General features: G+C 63.2%; 13 protein-coding genes. 8 read left to right on the top strand and 5 right to left on the bottom strand.

From position 1 onward, the window contains the following. The first annotated feature begins 4 nt into the window (after positions 1 to 4). The 8 genes from hsdR to JOD47_RS17300 all read left to right on the top strand — a co-directional run bounded on the left by hsdR (position 5) and on the right by JOD47_RS17300 (position 10,637). Positions 5 to 2,557, top strand: a complete 2,553-nt coding sequence (gene hsdR / locus JOD47_RS17335; RefSeq protein ID WP_204536248.1) for an EcoAI/FtnUII family type I restriction enzme subunit R — start codon at positions 5 to 7, stop codon at positions 2,555 to 2,557. Beyond that, positions 2,554 to 4,581, top strand: coding sequence for an N-6 DNA methylase (locus JOD47_RS17330; protein ID WP_204536246.1), 2,028 nt, complete (start codon positions 2,554 to 2,556; stop codon positions 4,579 to 4,581). The genes hsdR and JOD47_RS17330 overlap by 4 nt, the downstream gene beginning before the upstream one ends. A gap of 56 nt (positions 4,582 to 4,637) precedes the next feature. Next, positions 4,638 to 6,194, top strand: coding sequence for a serine/threonine-protein kinase (locus tag JOD47_RS17325; RefSeq protein WP_204536244.1), 1,557 nt, complete (start codon positions 4,638 to 4,640; stop codon positions 6,192 to 6,194). A 145-nt stretch (positions 6,195 to 6,339) separates the two neighbouring features. Beyond that, positions 6,340 to 6,969 carry an ATP-binding protein gene (locus tag JOD47_RS17320; protein ID WP_204536242.1) on the top strand — a complete coding sequence of 210 codons (630 nt, stop codon included), beginning with the start codon at positions 6,340 to 6,342 and terminating at the stop codon, positions 6,967 to 6,969. Continuing rightward, positions 6,966 to 8,171, top strand: a complete 1,206-nt coding sequence (dprA, locus tag JOD47_RS17315; protein WP_204536240.1) for a DNA-processing protein DprA — start codon at positions 6,966 to 6,968, stop codon at positions 8,169 to 8,171. The genes JOD47_RS17320 and dprA overlap by 4 nt, the downstream gene beginning before the upstream one ends. A gap of 55 nt (positions 8,172 to 8,226) precedes the next feature. Continuing rightward, the gene (locus tag JOD47_RS17310) at positions 8,227 to 8,793 is read left to right on the top strand and encodes a methylated-DNA--[protein]-cysteine S-methyltransferase (RefSeq protein WP_204536238.1); all 567 of its coding nucleotides are present in this window, start codon (positions 8,227 to 8,229) and stop codon (positions 8,791 to 8,793) included. Positions 8,794 to 8,976: 183 nt separating this feature from the next. Continuing rightward, complete coding sequence (locus tag JOD47_RS17305) at positions 8,977 to 9,912, top strand: tyrosine recombinase XerC (protein ID WP_204536236.1); 936 nt, start codon at positions 8,977 to 8,979, stop codon at positions 9,910 to 9,912. Between the two features lie 221 nt (positions 9,913 to 10,133). Next, positions 10,134 to 10,637 carry a DUF3145 domain-containing protein gene (locus tag JOD47_RS17300; RefSeq protein ID WP_204536234.1) on the top strand — a complete coding sequence of 168 codons (504 nt, stop codon included), beginning with the start codon at positions 10,134 to 10,136 and terminating at the stop codon, positions 10,635 to 10,637. 102 nt (positions 10,638 to 10,739) lie between these two features. On the opposite strand, the gene fabF is transcribed toward JOD47_RS17300, so the two are convergent. The 5 genes from fabF to JOD47_RS17275 all read right to left on the bottom strand — a co-directional run bounded on the left by fabF (position 10,740) and on the right by JOD47_RS17275 (position 15,725). After that, positions 10,740 to 11,975 carry a beta-ketoacyl-ACP synthase II gene (gene fabF / locus JOD47_RS17295; RefSeq protein ID WP_204536231.1) on the bottom strand — a complete coding sequence of 412 codons (1,236 nt, stop codon included), beginning with the start codon at positions 11,973 to 11,975 and terminating at the stop codon, positions 10,740 to 10,742. Between the two features lie 92 nt (positions 11,976 to 12,067). Then, positions 12,068 to 12,313, bottom strand: a complete 246-nt coding sequence (locus tag JOD47_RS17290) for an acyl carrier protein (protein WP_204536229.1) — start codon at positions 12,311 to 12,313, stop codon at positions 12,068 to 12,070. 77 nt (positions 12,314 to 12,390) lie between these two features. Further along, positions 12,391 to 13,446: a beta-ketoacyl-ACP synthase III gene (locus tag JOD47_RS17285; protein WP_204536227.1), complete on the bottom strand. Its 1,056-nt coding sequence runs from the start codon at positions 13,444 to 13,446 to the stop codon at positions 12,391 to 12,393. After that, entirely contained in the window at positions 13,443 to 14,408 is a 966-nt protein-coding gene (locus JOD47_RS17280; protein ID WP_204536225.1) for an ACP S-malonyltransferase, read from the bottom strand. The genes JOD47_RS17285 and JOD47_RS17280 overlap by 4 nt, the downstream gene beginning before the upstream one ends. Positions 14,409 to 14,486: 78 nt before the next feature. Next, positions 14,487 to 15,725 carry a PucR family transcriptional regulator gene (locus JOD47_RS17275; protein ID WP_204536223.1) on the bottom strand — a complete coding sequence of 413 codons (1,239 nt, stop codon included), beginning with the start codon at positions 15,723 to 15,725 and terminating at the stop codon, positions 14,487 to 14,489. Positions 15,726 to 15,846: the final 121 nt, after the last annotated feature.

Below are 15,846 nucleotides of genomic sequence, written 5' to 3'. Positions count from 1 at the left end.
TCGTGTGAACCGTAACGAAAGCCAGACGCGGGCTGACCTCATCGACCCTTTGCTTCAGTCTTCTGGCTGGTCGAGCGACCTGGTGGAGAGCGAGCACGCATATCGACCTGGCAAGCTTCGGCTGCTCGGCGAGCAGACAGTTCGGGATGAGCCGCAGTTCGTCGATTACGTGCTTCGCGGTGAGCCGCGAGGCATGATCCTCGCAGCCGTGGAGGCGAAGGACGAAAGCCACGCGCCCGGTGCGGGGATACAGCAGGCGCTCGCCTATGCAACTGACGTTCTGGCACCGTTCGCGTTTGCGACAAACGGGCATGAGGTCGTCGAGCAGGACATGCGGACCGGCGCGGTTCGCCGGCTCACTGAGTTCCCTTCTCCTGACGAGTTACTGCAGCGCTGGCAGGCGGATGTCGCGTGGCGGGGTCAAGAAGTTCTTGGCTGGCGTGGTGGTGGGGCCTCCAATCCGCTGTTGCAGCCGGCCTACAGCTTGCCGGGTGCCCCGTCGTTGCGCTACTACCAGGAGCGGGCGGTATCAGCAGCGATTGAGGAGATGCTGATGGGGCGCCGCCGGGCCTTGCTCTCGCTGGCGACCGGCACGGGCAAGACATTCATCGCGTTCAACATTGTCTACAAGTTGCTCACTAGCGGGTATCTCAAACGCGTGCTCTTCATTGCGGACCGGGTCAACCTGCGCGACCAGGCACACAACGAGTTCGGTGGCCTCGGTGATCGCCGCGGCGTCGTGACCGGTGGACGAGTGCCGCTTGAACGCGATGTGCACTTCGCGATCTACCAGTCGTTATATGCGCAGTTGCCGACCGGACAACGAGTATTCGAGCAGTACCCGCATGACTACTTCGACCTTGTGGTGGTCGACGAATGCCACCGCTCGGGATACGGCGACTGGGGAGCCATCCTTGAGCACTTCGACACAGCTTTCCACCTCGGTATGACAGCGACGCCGAAGGAAGACGACTCGATCAACACCTACACCTTCTTCGCCTCCGAGAACGCGGATGACCGAGGCCAGCCGCGGCCCGTGTACGAGTACTCACTTGGGCGCGGGATCGACGACGGGTTCCTCGCCACCTACAAGGTGTTGCAGGTCAGCACCAGCGTCGACGAGGGTCTGGTCATCAACACTGAGATCGAGCGGGGCGCCGAGCTTCTCGTACCCGACGGCACCACACCGCGCGATGTGTACGAGATGCGTGCATTCGAGAGAGACATCGTCGTACCGGACCGAACACGGGTGCTGTGCGAACACCTGGCCGGCGTCCTGCGAACCTACGGTCCGCTCGACAAGACCATGGTCTTCTGCGTCACCATGGAGCACGCCGAGTTAGTCCGTAGTGAGATGCAGCGGCTGCTCGGCTCCGAGACCGGCAAGAACCTCTACGCAGCCCGAATCGTTAGCGAGGAGCGCGACGCCCAAGCCACCCTTGAGCAGTTCCAGCTCGCGTCCTCCACTGAGCCGGTAGTCGTGACGACCGTCGACCTGCTGTCGACGGGAGTCAACGCCCCCTCGGTGCGCAACATCGTCTTCATGAAGCCAATCGGTTCGGTCACGACATTCAAGCAGATCATCGGCCGCGGCAGCCGCATCGATGCGCTGACCGGCAAGACCTTCTTCCGCGTCATTGACTACACCAATGCCACCCGCCTGTTCGACGAATGGGATCTGCCGAGCCAGCCTGTCGTGGCAGGGCCAGTGACCGGGGACCACAGTATCTCTGGATACGTGCAAGATGAGGATTCAGCCGAGCCCGTCGCCAACGCTTCACTCTCCGTGCGGCTCCAGGGCCGCCTCCTCGCCGAAACCCGCAGCACAACTGATGGGCGCTTCGACATTCCAGACCAGCCGAGTGCGGTGCTCGATGTCTTCATCGCCGCAAGCGGCTACACCCGACGACACCTTCGCGTCGACACCACCTCTGATGAGGCACGGAACCTCGTGGTTGCGCTGCGCCGCCCGTCGCAGGGCGAACGACGTGTGAGGATTTCCGGGCTGGAAGTAACAATCAAGGACGAGATCGAAGTAGACCTCGGCAACGGTCATGTCCTCCCCACCGCGGAATACCTCGCACGCGCCAAGGCGGTGATCGGCGAGCGGGCGGAGTCGCTCGACGAGCTGCGCAGCGTCTGGCAAACGCGCTCCCAGCGCGAGGCGCTCGGCGAGTACCTGGCCATGCGTCAGATCACTCCTGAGCTGCTCGCACTCGTCATTGGCCGCACCGATGTCGACGCATTCGACCTGTTCGCCGCAGCTGCCTTCGATGCTCCCTTGATGAGCCGGGAGGCGCGGGCAACCGCGGCGCAGGGTGCGTTGGAGAAGAAGTACCCGGAGCTACCGGACGGATTGATCGCAGCTGTGCTGGATAAGTTCCGTCTCGGCGGCACAGCCGAGATCTCCAGCAGTGAACTTTTCGGTCTCCTGCCCTTCAGCGTCAGCTGGGGAGGCGTTCTCGGAGTCGCTTCCGAACTCGGCGGGCCGGAGCAGGTCGCGGCGTTCCTCCAGGACGTCCAGATTTCCCTCTACGACGCAGGAATTGACGGATGACACTCTTCGAACTTCAGGCCAAAATCAAGTCCGCATCAGACAAGATGCGAGCCGACGACAACACCAAGAACGCGCTCAAGTACCTCGAACAACTCACATGGCTGCTCTTTCTCAAGGTCTTCGATTCGATGGAAGAGACGAAGGAGATGGTGGCGCGTATTGACGGAGCAAGGTATCGGCCGCTCATCGCGGGCAAGTACCGCTGGACGACTTGGGCGCGCAACACCAAGCTGACTGGTGATGAATTGATCGAGTTCGTCACCGACGACCTCTTGCCCCACCTGCGAGGATTGCGGGGAAGCGCACGAGCAGAACGGATCGCAGCGATCTTCAGCGAGATCCGGACGGTGATGAAGTCCGGTTACTCGCTCAAGGAGGTCATCGCGATCGTTGACTCGATTGACTTCCATGCGCTCGACAACCATCACGCGATGAGTGTCATCTACGAGTCGCTTCTCGCCCAGACGGCGGACGCAGGGTGGTCCGGTGAGTTCTACACGCCCCGCCCCGTCGTCGAGTCGATGGTGCGGATCGTCGACCCGACGCTCGGCAAGCGGATCTACGACCCGTGCTCCGGTTCGGGTGGCTTCCTGGTCGCATCCGCCGAGCACGTCGCCTCGGCGACCAAGACGGTGGAGGACAAGGAACTCTTCAACTCCGCGACGTTCTTCGGTCAGGAGTCGGGTGAGATTGCTGCGCTTGTCGGCACGATGAACCTGATCCTCCACGGCGTCGAGGACCCCCAGGTGGTGAGGCGCAACACGCTTGAGCAGGACGCCCGGAACGTGAATCCGAGCGATCAGTTCGACGTCATCCTCACCAACCCACCGTTCGGCGGGACCGAGAATCCGCAGGTCCAACAAAACTTCCCAAGCAAGTCTGCAGCCACCGAGTTGCTCTTCTTGCAGCACTGTATGGCGAAGCTCCGCGACGGTGGACGTGCGGCCATCGTCCTGCCCGACGGCATCCTCTACCGCACCGAGACGGCCTTCTCGACCGTGCGGCGCCGCATGCTCAACGAGTTCAACGTCACGGCTATCGTGCGGCTCCCGACCGGAGTGTTCCCGACTGCCGCAGACACGCGCACCAATCTGATCTTCTTTTCCAAGGGTGGACGCACACAGACGATCCGCTACTACCAGGTGCCAAATCCGCCCGGGAAGCGCTCATATAGCAAGACGAACCCCCTGACGGTCGAGGTACTCAGAGGCGCCGAGCGCTGGGTCGTCGACGGTGTCGCTGATGAGTACTCGTGGGAGGTCGACTACGACACCATCATCGACAACGGGTACGACCTCGACATCCCGTGGCCGAAGGCCGCCCTGTCGGCAGACGCCGCGTCTGCAGGCGTGCTCATTGAGGAAATGCGCAACCGCTTGGTCACACTCACTGAGCTTACCGATGCCCTGGCCGAGGCCCATGAATCGTTGGAGTCCTACCCGCTGGGAGAGAGCATCCAGATTGCCGACTGGGCCGTCGAGGCGGGCGCGCGAGCGGGCTCCCGTATCCCGGGCCAGTTCGTTGGTGTGTCCAACCAGGGTGGGCTCACCCCTTTCAAGGGCAAGCCCGCCAAGGACACCAGTCGCTACCGAGAACTACGCCCGGGCGACTTCGTCTACAACCCGATGCGTGTCAATGTCGGCTCCATCGCCTTGTGCCGACGCGAGGACGAGGCTGGCTGGGTCAGCCCCGACTACGTTGTCTTCCGCCTCGCGGAGGATGCTCCGTTCCACGAGGAATACCTGCTCATGTACCTCAAGAGCGAGAAGGGCAAGACCGAAATCGTGCGCGAGAGCCGAGGCGCCGTACGCAGGCGCCTCTATTTCGAGGGACTCGCGAAGATCAACGTGCCCGTTCCAGGCGACGCTGAGTCCTGGTCAGCCCTCATCGCATCATTCGCAGCCGTCCGGCGACACCTGCGCGAGCTCCCAGCAACCGCGCTGACCACGCTCGCTGCGTTCGAGGCTGCGGCCTTCAGCCCTCGTGGAGCTGCCACCGACACACCCGGCGATCTAATAGTGTAGTACTCGCAACCATTATCTGATAAGGTGAACCCACAGCAACTGTTTCAGGAGGGTTCATGCGACTGGGTGGTTCGAGCGAGGTGGCCAAGGAGCTGGGCGTCTCACTGTCACGAGTGACGGCACTCCGACAGCGCCCCGACTTCCCCGATGCCGTCGGCGAGATCGCCCAGGGGCCGATCTGGGACCTGGACGTGGTGCGTGAGTGGAACCAATCCGGCATGCGCCGTTCAGCTGGTCGGCCCTCCGCTGAGCAGGCGAAGCGCACCCTGGGCGGTCGATTCGTGCGTGAGGACGAGACGATCGGGCACGGCGGCTTCGCGGACGTCTACCGCGCCGGCGACAAGAAGACCGGTGCGACTATCGCGGTCAAGATACTCCGCAACGTCGACGGCGTCGAAGAGGAAGCAATCAAGCGATTCCAGAGAGAGCTGCGGATCATGGAGAGACTCTCTCACCCCAACGTAGTGCAGGTACTTGCTCAGGGTGAGACCGGGGACGGCAAGGTGTGGTACGCAATGCCGCTGGCGCAGGGCAGCCTGGCGGACTACCTGTCCCTTTTGAAGGACAACCCCCCGCTGATCGTCGACATAATCCGGCAGGTTTGCGCAGGTTTGAACTACATCCACGGAGAAGGGATCTTCCATCGCGACCTGAAACCCGGGAACGTTCTGCGACTCGGAACTGGTGACGATGGGGCAGACACTTGGGCTGTGTCTGACTTCGGCCTTGCGGTCATGGCTGAGCGTGACACTGATCCGCTGACCTCTACCTACCGGCAGGGCCTGGGGTCGTGGGTCTACACCGCACCGGAGCAGTGGCAGAACGCCCGCCAGGCCAACCACCTGTCGGACATCTACAGCCTGGGCAAGATGCTTCAGGAACTGATAACTGGCGAGTGGCCAGTCAACGTCGAAATCACTCCAGGCGTCTTTCGCCCGGTGATTGAGAAGGCAATCGCTAACACGCCCTCCATGCGATACCAATCGGTCGCTGAATTTCGTGAGGCCGTCGAGCGGACCATAGACACTGAACAGGACCACCAGTCGTGGGAAACCCGAGAAGAGCAGGCTGAGCGACTTCGCGACCGCATTCTGGGCAAACCGACCTTCGAGGATCTCGTTGAGGTCCTCGACTGGGCCCAGTCGCTCAACGAGAATGACCGCGACGACATGTCGGCACTGGTGCGCGTCTTGCCCTGGATGAGTGCCTCGTCGATCGGCTCCCTTTGGGAGCGAGACGCACCGGCGTTCATGCGCGTCATGGAACGCTTCTGCTCCTACGTTGCAACGGGTAGTTTCTCCTTCGAGTCGTGCGACACGCTCGCTAACTTCATGCGGCGCGTCGTCGGCACCACGGGCAGCGCACCCATGCTCGGGAAGACCGTGGCGGCCTTGGCACGCCTTGGAGCCCACCACAATCGCTGGCATGTCCGCGACGTCCTCATCAAGATCCTGCAGAACGAGACCACGCTCGACGGTGCAGCAGAAGTCGTCGAGGCGATCCGATCAATCCCCATCGACGAAGCGCGTTGGTCGGTCACCGACTTCACCTTGAGAACGCTGCCCCGGCCGATCCGTACTGGACTCACGCCATTGCTCACCGAGGCGAGCTGAGTAGTAGTCACAGGCGTGGATGGGGGGTGTGATCATGTGCGTGCTCATCGCCTGGTCAGACTGGGACATGCAGGTCGGGCCAACGCGGACGGTTGTAGGCGTGCTGTGTAAGCAGTCGAGGTAGAATCGGAGCACACCTACGGGGGTGTACTTTCCATTGCGGGCTGAGGCACCGGAATACCAGCGCCGCATTCTGGATGCGCTCCGCGAACCCCTGGAGAGCGGCGAACTGGTGCTCCACCGGGCGGCCGGAACAGCCACGTATCCTGCACGCTTCCAGTTGGTTCTCGCCGCCAATCCCTGCCCGTGCGGCCAGGCTACGGGAAAGGGTATCGACTGTCACTGCTCAGCACAGCAACGCCGGCGCTACTTTGACCGGATGTCCGCTCCGCTTCTTGACCGTGTCGATCTGCAACTGGCCGTCCACCGGGTCGCGCTTCAGGATTTCTCCGGCACAGCCACGGCGGACTCAAGCGCTGCCGTGGCCACGCGCGTTGCGGCAGCACGTGCCGCTCAACACGAGCGGCTCAGCAAGTGGGAGCTTTCCACCAACGCAGAGGTTCCCGCCCCGCTGCTGCACAACGAACTCAGACTCACCCGGAAGGCAACCGTTTCAGTGGACAAGAAGATGGAGCGGGCCGCCATCACCAAACGCGGCTACGACCGCGTTCTCCGCGTCGCCTGGACAATCGCTGACCTGACCGGTCGGTCCTCTCCCAACGCCGATGACGTCACCACAGCGCTGCTCTTTCGAGCCCAGGAGGAGGCGGCATGAACGGTTCCGTGTGGAGCGATGAGCAGGTTGCCCGTGCCGCACTGGCTCGACTGCTGGAACCTTCGGACAACGTCGGGTTGGCTCTCGTGGCTGCCGCAGGTCCAGTGGAGGCGCTGCGGATTGCAACGGGCGGAACAAACTGTGGCCCCCAGGTACACCGCGCGTTTCTCGAGGTGCTGGACGCAAGCGGACACCGGGTGAGGACGGATGTCCTCACTCATGCAATCGGCCGCTGGCAAACCCGCGTCGGCGCGCTCGCACCCCTCAGAGACCTGGAAACGGTGCGCCGATTTGGAGGCACCCTCCTCATCCCGGAGTCGGACTGGTGGCCCGCGGCACTGGCAGATCTCCAGTTGGGCGAGCCTTTGTGCTTGTGGGTGCGCGGTGAGAATCCCGTTGCCATTCCGTCGCAGCAGCGCGTGGTCGCGGTAGTCGGGTCACGGGACAGCACAAGCTACGGAACAGCCGTCACTGCCGAAATCGCTGCAGGCCTGGTCGCCCGCGGCCTCACGGTGGTGTCGGGGGGAGCGTACGGTATCGATGCGCAGGCTCACCGCGGAGCGCTGGTGACGGCGAGGGAGGACCACCCCCTCCCCACACTGGGCGTGCTGGCATGTGGTGTCGATCGCTATTACCCGGCCGGGAATGAAGGGCTGCTGCGCGAAGTGGCACAGCGCGGACTATTGATCTCGGAGGTGCCCCCCGGGTCATCACCCTCGCGCTACAGGTTTCTCCAACGGAACCGGCTTATTGCCGCCCTCAGCTCCGTCACCGTCGTGGTTGAAGCCCGCTGGCGTTCGGGAGCACTCAGCACGGCGCATCATGCGGCGCTCCTGGGCCGCGCGGTCGGAGCAGTGCCCGGCTCTGTCCAGTCCCCTAACTCAGCCGGATGCCACCGGCTCCTCAGGGACGGCAGCGCAATCTGTGTGACCGACGCCGCCGAGGTCGCGGAGCTCGCAGGTCCATTCGCTCTGGAAACCGAAAAGAAGCACGCCGAGCTGCCATCCCTGCACGACGGTCTGGTTGTGGAGGATCTACTGCTTTTGGACGCGTTGCCCGTTCGGGCATCTTCGACGGTCGACAAACTTGCAACCGTTGCCGGTCTCAGCGTTCCGGGAGTTCTCGCGGGCCTCGGCCGCCTTGAGACGGACGGACTCGCCCAGCGTGCCGACGACGGCGGCTGGCGGAAGCGCCACCGCTGAATGTCCAGCCATGATGTATCAGATCTGCAGCAACAGCATCAGGAGAGGAACAACCATGAATACTTTCACGATCATCGACAGCCCGATTGGGGGACTGGTTCTCGTGGCCCGGAACGAGAAGCTTGTTGGGGTCTACCACGAGTACCACTCGCCGGAGCCCTCTCCCGTTCTTCTGGGATTACCCATCGAGGCAGACTCTCAGCAGATTCCTTCCGTCGAGGATGCGCAGGGTGAGCCACCGGCCTTCGATGAGGAAGCCGCAGCCGAGGTGTTCCGTAGGACGGGTGACTGGCTCCGTGGGTACTTCAGTGGGGCCGTTGCTGACCCTGTGCCGTATGACCCGCCGGCCGGGACGGACTTCCAGCGCACCGTTTGGGAAGCGGTCGCTGACATTCCGTACGGGGAAACCCGCACCTACAAGGACATAGCGGAAGGCCTGGGCAATGTATTGATGGGACGGGCTGTCGGGGCAGCTGTGCGCGCTAATCCGTTATCGCTCATCATCCCGGGACACCGTGTAGTGGGCGCGGGCGGAGCAATCACCGGGTACGCAGCCGGTGTCGCCGTCAAGCGTGCGTTGCTCGAACTCGAGGCGGCGGTAACAGCCGGAGCCGCCGCCTGAACGGTCGGCGCGCATGTAGCGGACTCGAGGTGAACCTAGCGCCGCCGCTCGGCTGTACTGGGCAATTGCAGGGTGCGGCGGTGCGCCTCCTTGAGAGAGAACACGTACTGGCGCAGACTGGACTGCGTACCTCAGGTATCGATTGCGTACATCACAATCACAGGCAGAGCGGGGAGTGAGGCCATGAGTGGATCCCCGGGGGATGGGTTTCCGCCTCCATTTGCCCGCGAAGCGGAGGGATTCATCCGCTACCTGTCCCGTGAACGGAGCCGTTCACTCCACACCGTGCGTGCCTACCGGGGAGACCTTGAGGATTTTGCATCATTCGCGGCCTCGCGAAGTATTGCAGATCTCGCAGAAGTGGATTTGAGCTGCCTGCGCGCATGGCTTGGTTCCCTTGATCAGCAAGGGCTCTCCCGGGCAACCATCGCCCGGCGTGCAGCAACGGTTCGCAATTTTCTTGCGTGGGCCACCCGTGAGGGCTGTTTGCGCGACAACCCTTCTCTCCGGCTGAAAGCTCCTCGCCGGCAGAACGGACTCCCTGACGTCCTGTCAGAAACCCAGTTAAGGCCCTTGTTGGCATCCACTCAGAAGGCCGCGCTTGGAGGCGACCCCGCAGCACTACGCTCGCGTGCGGTGCTTGAGCTGCTTTATGGGTCCGGCATCAGGGTCGGTGAAATGGTCGGACTGGACATCGACGACCTGGACCACGAACGGCGCACCGTTCGTGTGCTTGGCAAGGGCAACAAGGAGCGCACGGTGCCGTACGGCGTGCCGGCAGCTCACGCACTGAATGACTGGCTGACCCGCGGAAGGAAGCGTTGGGTCGGACCTGCGAGCGGCGCCGCGCTCTTCCTCGGACCGAGAGGGCGTCGCCTGGACCAACGTCAGGCTCGGTCAATCGTGGAAAGACTGCTTGCGGCGGTCGATGGAACCGGTGCCCGAGGCCCGCACGCCCTCCGCCATACGGCCGCTACCCACCTGTTGGACGGCGGAGCGGATCTGCGGGCAGTGCAGGAACTCCTCGGGCACCAAAGCCTGGCAACCACTCAGCTGTATACCCACGTTTCAGTAGACCGGCTTCGCCGAAGTTACGAGCAGGCGCATCCACGCGCGTAATCGGCTGGCGCTGGTGCCGGTGGCGTGCGGCAAATGTCGCGGGAGTAATTACAGTGGCGCGTTTCGCGTTCATGAGGCAGAATGAGCGTAGTTTGAATATTTGTGGACTGAGGCATCAGTGGAACCTCACTGAGAGCGTCACCGCCGAACTGCAACTCAGACAGTGCCACCCGAAACTGAAGGTCGTTGGGGAAGACGTACCTACAGCTATGGAGGATGGAATGTCTGTTGTGATGGCGCGCGGTGTTTTGTATATACACTCAGCCCCTTCTGCGCTGTGCCCTCATATCGAGTGGGCCGTCGGCTCGGTCATCGACCAGCGCGTGGACCTGCAGTGGTCCCCGCAGCCTGCCGCGCCCGGAATGTTCCGCGCAGAACTTTCATGGGTTGCCGTGCAAGGGGCCGGAGCCAAGTTGGCGTCTGCGCTGCGGGGCTGGGCGCACCTGCGGTACGAGGTAACTGAGGAGCAGAGTGCCGGCGCTGACGGCGGTCGCTGGTCGCATACCCCGGAGTTGGGCATTTTCCACGCGACCACGGATGTCCACGGCAACGTCATGGTCACCGAGGATCGCATCAGATACGCCTACGAGGCTGGGGCCGGCGATCCGGCGGCCGTCTACCATGAACTATCCCTCGCGCTGGGTGAATCATGGGATGAGGAACTGGAACCATTCCGGCATGCAGGAGAGGGCGCTCCCGTGCGCTGGCTGCATCAGGTCGGCTAGCTGGATTCGCTTCACCACAAAATTCGCAGCACCACAAAAAATGCGGCCCGGGTACCAACTGGTATCCGGGCCGCATTCCTTGTTCGTGTAACTTCCTGCAGGCTAGACGTTCTTCACCACGATGACCGCATTGTGGCCGCCGAAACCAAAGGAGTTGCTGAGAGCCACGACATCCCCGGCGGGCAGATCACGTGCGGAGGTGACCACGTCGAGCGGGATCTGCGGGTCCTGGTTCTCAAGGTTGATGGTGACCGGTGCCCTACGCTCGTAGACGGCGAGCACAGTCATGACGGCTTCAACAGCGCCCGACGCACCAAGCAAATGCCCGGTCTGCGACTTGGTGGCCGAAACGGCGACCGATTCCACCTGATTACCCAGGGCGGTCTTCAATGCTACATATTCCGGCTGGTCACCGACCGGCGTGGATGTTGCATGAGCGTTGACGTGCACGATGTCGGACGGCTGGACACGCGCATCGAACATTGCTGCCTTCAAAGCGCGGGTAGCGCCCAACCCCCCGGGATCCGGTGCGGTGATGTGGTAGGCGTCCGCAGTTACGGATGTTCCTGCCAGCTCGCCGTAGATCCGTGCGCCGCGCGCCAGGGCATGCTCCTCCGCCTCGAGCAGCAATGCGCCCGCGCCCTCACCCATCACAAAGCCGTCGCGGTCCACATCGTACGGGCGGGAGGCATGCTCGGGATCATCGTTGCGACGGGACAGAGCCTGCATGGATGCAAACGCCGCAATCGGCATTGGGTGAATCGCTGCCTCCGCACCGCCGCACATGACCACGTCAGCCTTGCCGGACCGGATCAGTTCAAGTCCCTGATGGAGCGCTTCGGTTCCGGATGCGCACGCAGACACGGGAGTGTGCGCGCCGGCCCGAGCTCCGAGATCGAGACTGACGGCAGCTGCAGGGCCGTTGGGCATGAGCATGGGAACCGTCATCGGCAGGACCCTTCGCGGACCTTTGGCCCGTAGGGTGTCCCAGGCATCCAACAGCGTCCACACGCCGCCGATTCCGGTAGCGAAAGCCACAGCGAAGCGGTCGTGGTCGACCTCTTCGATCCCGGAATCGCGCCACGCCTCACGGGCAGCAACTACCGCGAACTGGGTGGAGGGATCCATACGCTTGGCCTCGACGCGGGAAAGAACCTCGCTGGCCGGAGTTGAAACCTGGGCCGCGAAAGTGACCGGCAGCTCATACTCCGCGACCCAGTCGGCCTCGATGGTGCGCGCGCCGGAGACGCCCTTCAATGCGTTTGCCCACATGGTGGGAACATCGCCGCCGATGGGTGTTGTGGCGCCCAAGCCGGTGATGACTACTTTGCGTGCCATGCTTCACTCTTTCGATGCGTCGGTGTTTCCGTGCGGAAGGTGTGCCTCATGAGGCGGCGATGACGAGGTCATAAAGCCATCGCCGCACGCCGCTAGGACTGGGCGTTGGCGATGAAGTCCACTGCATCGCCAACGGTCTTGAGGTTCTTGACTTCCTCGTCCGGAATGCGCACGCCGAACTTCTCCTCGGCGTTGACAACGATGGTCATCATGGAGATGGAATCGATGTCCAGATCGTCCGTGAAGGACTTGTCCGTCTCCACGGACTCGGGCGCGAGACCGGTCTCTTCATTAACGATTTCTGCCAGTCCTGCAAGGATTTCTTCGTTGCTAGCCATGATGGCTCCTTTTCTCTGTGTCCGGTGTATACCGGATCGTTTCGATCAGACCGCGGGCTGCGGGCTGAAGTGGAAAACTATGGGAGGACAACCACCTGGGCGCCGAAGACCAGCCCGGCCCCGAAACCGATCTGGAGGGCAAGCCCTCCGCTCAGGTGCGGGTTCTCGGACAGCAGCCGGTGCATAGCGAGGGGAATCGAGGCAGCGGACGTGTTGCCGGCGTCGACGATGTCCCGAGCGACAGCAACGTGCTCAGGCAGATTCAACTGTTTCACCATCTCATCAATGATGCGGATGTTGGCCTGATGCGGAAGAAAGGCAACGAGGTCCTCGGCCCGGATGCCGGCGGCGTCGAGCGCTTGTTGCGCAACCTTCGCCATCTCCCAGACCGCCCACCGGAATACGGTCGGGCCGTCCTGGCGCATGGTGGGCCAGATAGCCGATTCCGCGGCGGCTGCGAGCGCTTCGGGGCCTTCCGAGAGCGCTGCAAGGGAAAGTTCACGCACATCGAGCAGCGAATGAGTCATGCGGATCGACTCGTGTTTGCTGCCGTCCGAACCCCATACGGAAGGGCCGATACCAGGCGAGTCCGAGGGACCAATGACAACGGCACCGGCTCCATCCCCAAGCAGGAAGGAAATGGTGCGTTCCGTGTTGTCGATGAAATCGGAGAGCTTCTCCACACCGACCACCAAAACGAACTCGGCGGTTCCTGCGTGCACCAGGGCATCGGCCTGGGCGATGCCGTAGCAGTAACCTGCGCAGGCAGCCGAGATGTCATAAGCCGGCGCAGGTGTAGCGCCAAGACGATCAGCCAGTTGCGCGGCCGCGGACGGGGTGGCATACGGGTGGGTGACGGTCGAGACCAGCACGGCGCCCAGCTGCGAGGCTTCGATCCCTGCGTCTGCGAGGGCGGCCCGCGCTGCTGCTTCTCCCATGTCGATGACACTGGTGTCCTTGTCAGCGCGGTGCCGGGTGACAATTCCGGTTCGTTGACGGATCCATTCGTCGGACGAATCGATCCACTGGCAAATGTCCTCATTGGTGACAATCACCTCTGGCCGGTAGATGCCCAGGCCGTGGATGCGGGTGTGCTCGCGCAGTGTGGACTGTTTGAGGGTAGGTGTTGTCACGCGTTTCCTTTTGCGATGGGGGCGTCCGCCGGGGGAGCGGTGCGGGAGTGTTCTTCCATGAAGTCCCGCGCGGTGCTCAGGTCCTCGGGCGTTTTGACTGCGAGGCTGGCTGTCCCGCGCATCCCGCGCTTCGCCAGCCCTGTCAGGGTACCCGCAGGCGGAAGCTCAAGCACTCCCGAAACACCCATGTCCTGCAGCCGCTGCATGCACAGGTCCCACCGGACGGGCCGGGAGATCTGCGCGATCAGGCTATCAAGATTCAGTTCCCCGGAGGCGACTGGTTCGCCGTCGTAGTTGGAAAGCAGCGTGGCCAGGGGAGCCGTCGGCGAAAGTGAGGGTCGAAGAGCTTCAAGGGATTCCACTGCGGGAGCCATGTGGCGCGTATGGAAAGCGCCCGCCACTTTCAATGGGATAACGCGCGCTTTCGGGGGCGGATCCGCGGCGAGGGCAGCCAACTGCTCGAGTGTACCGGCCGCCACGGTCTGGCCGCCGCCGTTGGCGTTGGCGGCGGTTAACCCGTGCCGTTCCAGGGCCGCAGCGACATCGGACGGATCCCCGCCCAGAACTGCACTCATGCCGGTCGGCGTAGCGGCCGCTGCCGCGGCCATTGCTTGCGCACGCGTGCGCACCAGGGCGACTGCGTCCCGCTCGGTCAGGGCGCCCGCAACAGCTGAGGCGGTCAGTTCGCCCACCGAGTGGCCGGCCACGACTGTGGCAGAGGTGAGCGGCGTATCACCAAGGAGCACACGGGCAGCCATTAAGCCGGCAGCAACAATGAGCGGTTGCGCAACTGCGGTGTCCCGGATGGTCTCTTCGTCGGACACCGTGCCGTGCCGAATCAGGTCAACGCCGTCGGATTCACTCAGAGCCGCCAGATGCTCGCGGACGCCTGGAAGGTCGAGCCAGGGATTCAGGAATCCGGGGGACTGGGAGCCTTGTCCAGGGCAGAGAATTGCAAGCACGTATCAAGCTTTCCAAATGGGCGGTCAGAAGCAGGGTGTTCGGGTGCACGAAGCTCCCGTAGCCACTTTGTAGGAAGTCTACAACGAAGCCGTCCGATCCATCCGTGTCGACGGACGCTCCGGCGTACCTCTGGGCGGTGGCGAGAGACGGCCGATGACAAGGGCAGTCTGGAGAACAAACGCCTCGCGGGGAAGCAGTGGATCCCACCCGGTGATGTCGCACACACGCCGTAAACGGTAGCGGACGGTGTTGGCATGTACGAAAAGTTCGCGAGAGGTGGCTTCCAGCGAATGACCGAGGGCGATGTACGCGGAAAGCGTCTCCTCGAGACCGTTCTGGGCACTGGCGAGAGGGCGGTAGATGTTTCGCAGCAGCGCCTTGCGGGCAGTTTCGTCGCCGGAGATGACGCGTTCCGGCCACAGATCATCGGCAGCAACCGGACGGGGGGCTGACGGCCACGCCCGCGCGGCCGTCAGCCCCGCGAATGCGGCCTGCGCGGACCCACTGGCAGCGACGAGGGACGCTGATTCCGGGCCATAGACCACCGGGCCCGGTCCGAACAGCTCGCTTAGTTTGGCATAGGAACTATCGCGGTCCTGGACGCCCCCGAGGACGAGGATGAGGCGGTCACCCTGTATACCCACCAGGGTGTCCTCTGCCAGCCGGCCTGTCGTGCGGCGCAGTTCATTGAGGAACATCGCGTTCGGTTCAGCGGGAGAACTGCCCACCATGACGGTGATTGGCGCCTGGGACTTCCAGCCCACCGCTGCGATCCGGGACCGCAGGGCATCGGAGCTTTCTCCCCGCAGGATGGCGTCCACCACCAGCGCTTCAAGCCGCGTATCCCATGAGCCGCGGGTCTCAGCCGCTCGGGCGTAGACGTCCGCTGCAGCGAAAGCAACCTCACGGGAGTATCTGAGCACCGCCTCTCTCAGCGGCCACTGGTCGGCGTCGGCGGCGAGGTCAGGAACTTGATCCTCCACGACCTGCACGACGACGCGAATGAGCTGGAGTGCCTTCTGGAGACTGATCGAACGTGTGAGTTCGGTCGGCGCAGTCCCGAAGACGTCGCTGAGGACCCATGCAGGGGAGACCGGTTTCTGGTACCAGTTGACAAACGATGCGATGCCCTTTTGGGCCACCAGACCAAGCGCGGACCGCTCGTCGGGACGCAGGTTCCGGTACCAGGGCAGGGAGGAATCCAGCTGCTTCAGCGTGGCGGTCGAAAGGGCGCCGATCTGTGTCCGGAGCCGGTCCACCGTCGTCGGATCGGGAACGGGCAGGGATGTTCCGCGCGGCGGAGTGGGCGATGCCATGAAACGAGCATACGGCGCCGCTGCTCAAGGCTCCATTTTGTACGAAGGCTACAAAGAACGGCTTAAAGTGCGAGCAGGACCCGCCGACTCACATGGGCCGGCGGATCCTGCTGTAACGGTC

The sequence above is a fragment of the Arthrobacter tumbae genome, from assembly GCF_016907495.1.
GTDB lineage: Bacteria > Actinomycetota > Actinomycetes > Actinomycetales > Micrococcaceae > Arthrobacter_D > Arthrobacter_D tumbae.
The sequence above is the reverse complement of the archived record's forward strand: the minus strand, read 5'-3'. Positions and strand labels throughout refer to the sequence as shown.

Bases quoted from the DNA above. Each gene is read 5' to 3' on its own strand.
- JOD47_RS17330 (WP_204536246.1), top strand. From the start codon at position 2,554: ATGACACTCTTCGAACTTCAGGCCAAAATCAAGTCCGCATCAGACAAG.
- JOD47_RS17325 (WP_204536244.1), top strand. From the start codon at position 4,638: ATGCGACTGGGTGGTTCGAGCGAGGTGGCCAAGGAGCTGGGCGTCTCA.
- dprA (WP_204536240.1), top strand. From the start codon at position 6,966: ATGAACGGTTCCGTGTGGAGCGATGAGCAGGTTGCCCGTGCCGCACTG.
- JOD47_RS17310 (WP_204536238.1), top strand. From the start codon at position 8,227: ATGAATACTTTCACGATCATCGACAGCCCGATTGGGGGACTGGTTCTC.
- JOD47_RS17305 (WP_204536236.1), top strand. From the start codon at position 8,977: ATGAGTGGATCCCCGGGGGATGGGTTTCCGCCTCCATTTGCCCGCGAA.
- JOD47_RS17300 (WP_204536234.1), top strand. From the start codon at position 10,134: ATGTCTGTTGTGATGGCGCGCGGTGTTTTGTATATACACTCAGCCCCT.
- fabF (WP_204536231.1), bottom strand. From the start codon at position 11,975: ATGGCACGCAAAGTAGTCATCACCGGCTTGGGCGCCACAACACCCATC.
- JOD47_RS17290 (WP_204536229.1), bottom strand. From the start codon at position 12,313: ATGGCTAGCAACGAAGAAATCCTTGCAGGACTGGCAGAAATCGTTAAT.
- JOD47_RS17275 (WP_204536223.1), bottom strand. From the start codon at position 15,725: ATGGCATCGCCCACTCCGCCGCGCGGAACATCCCTGCCCGTTCCCGAT.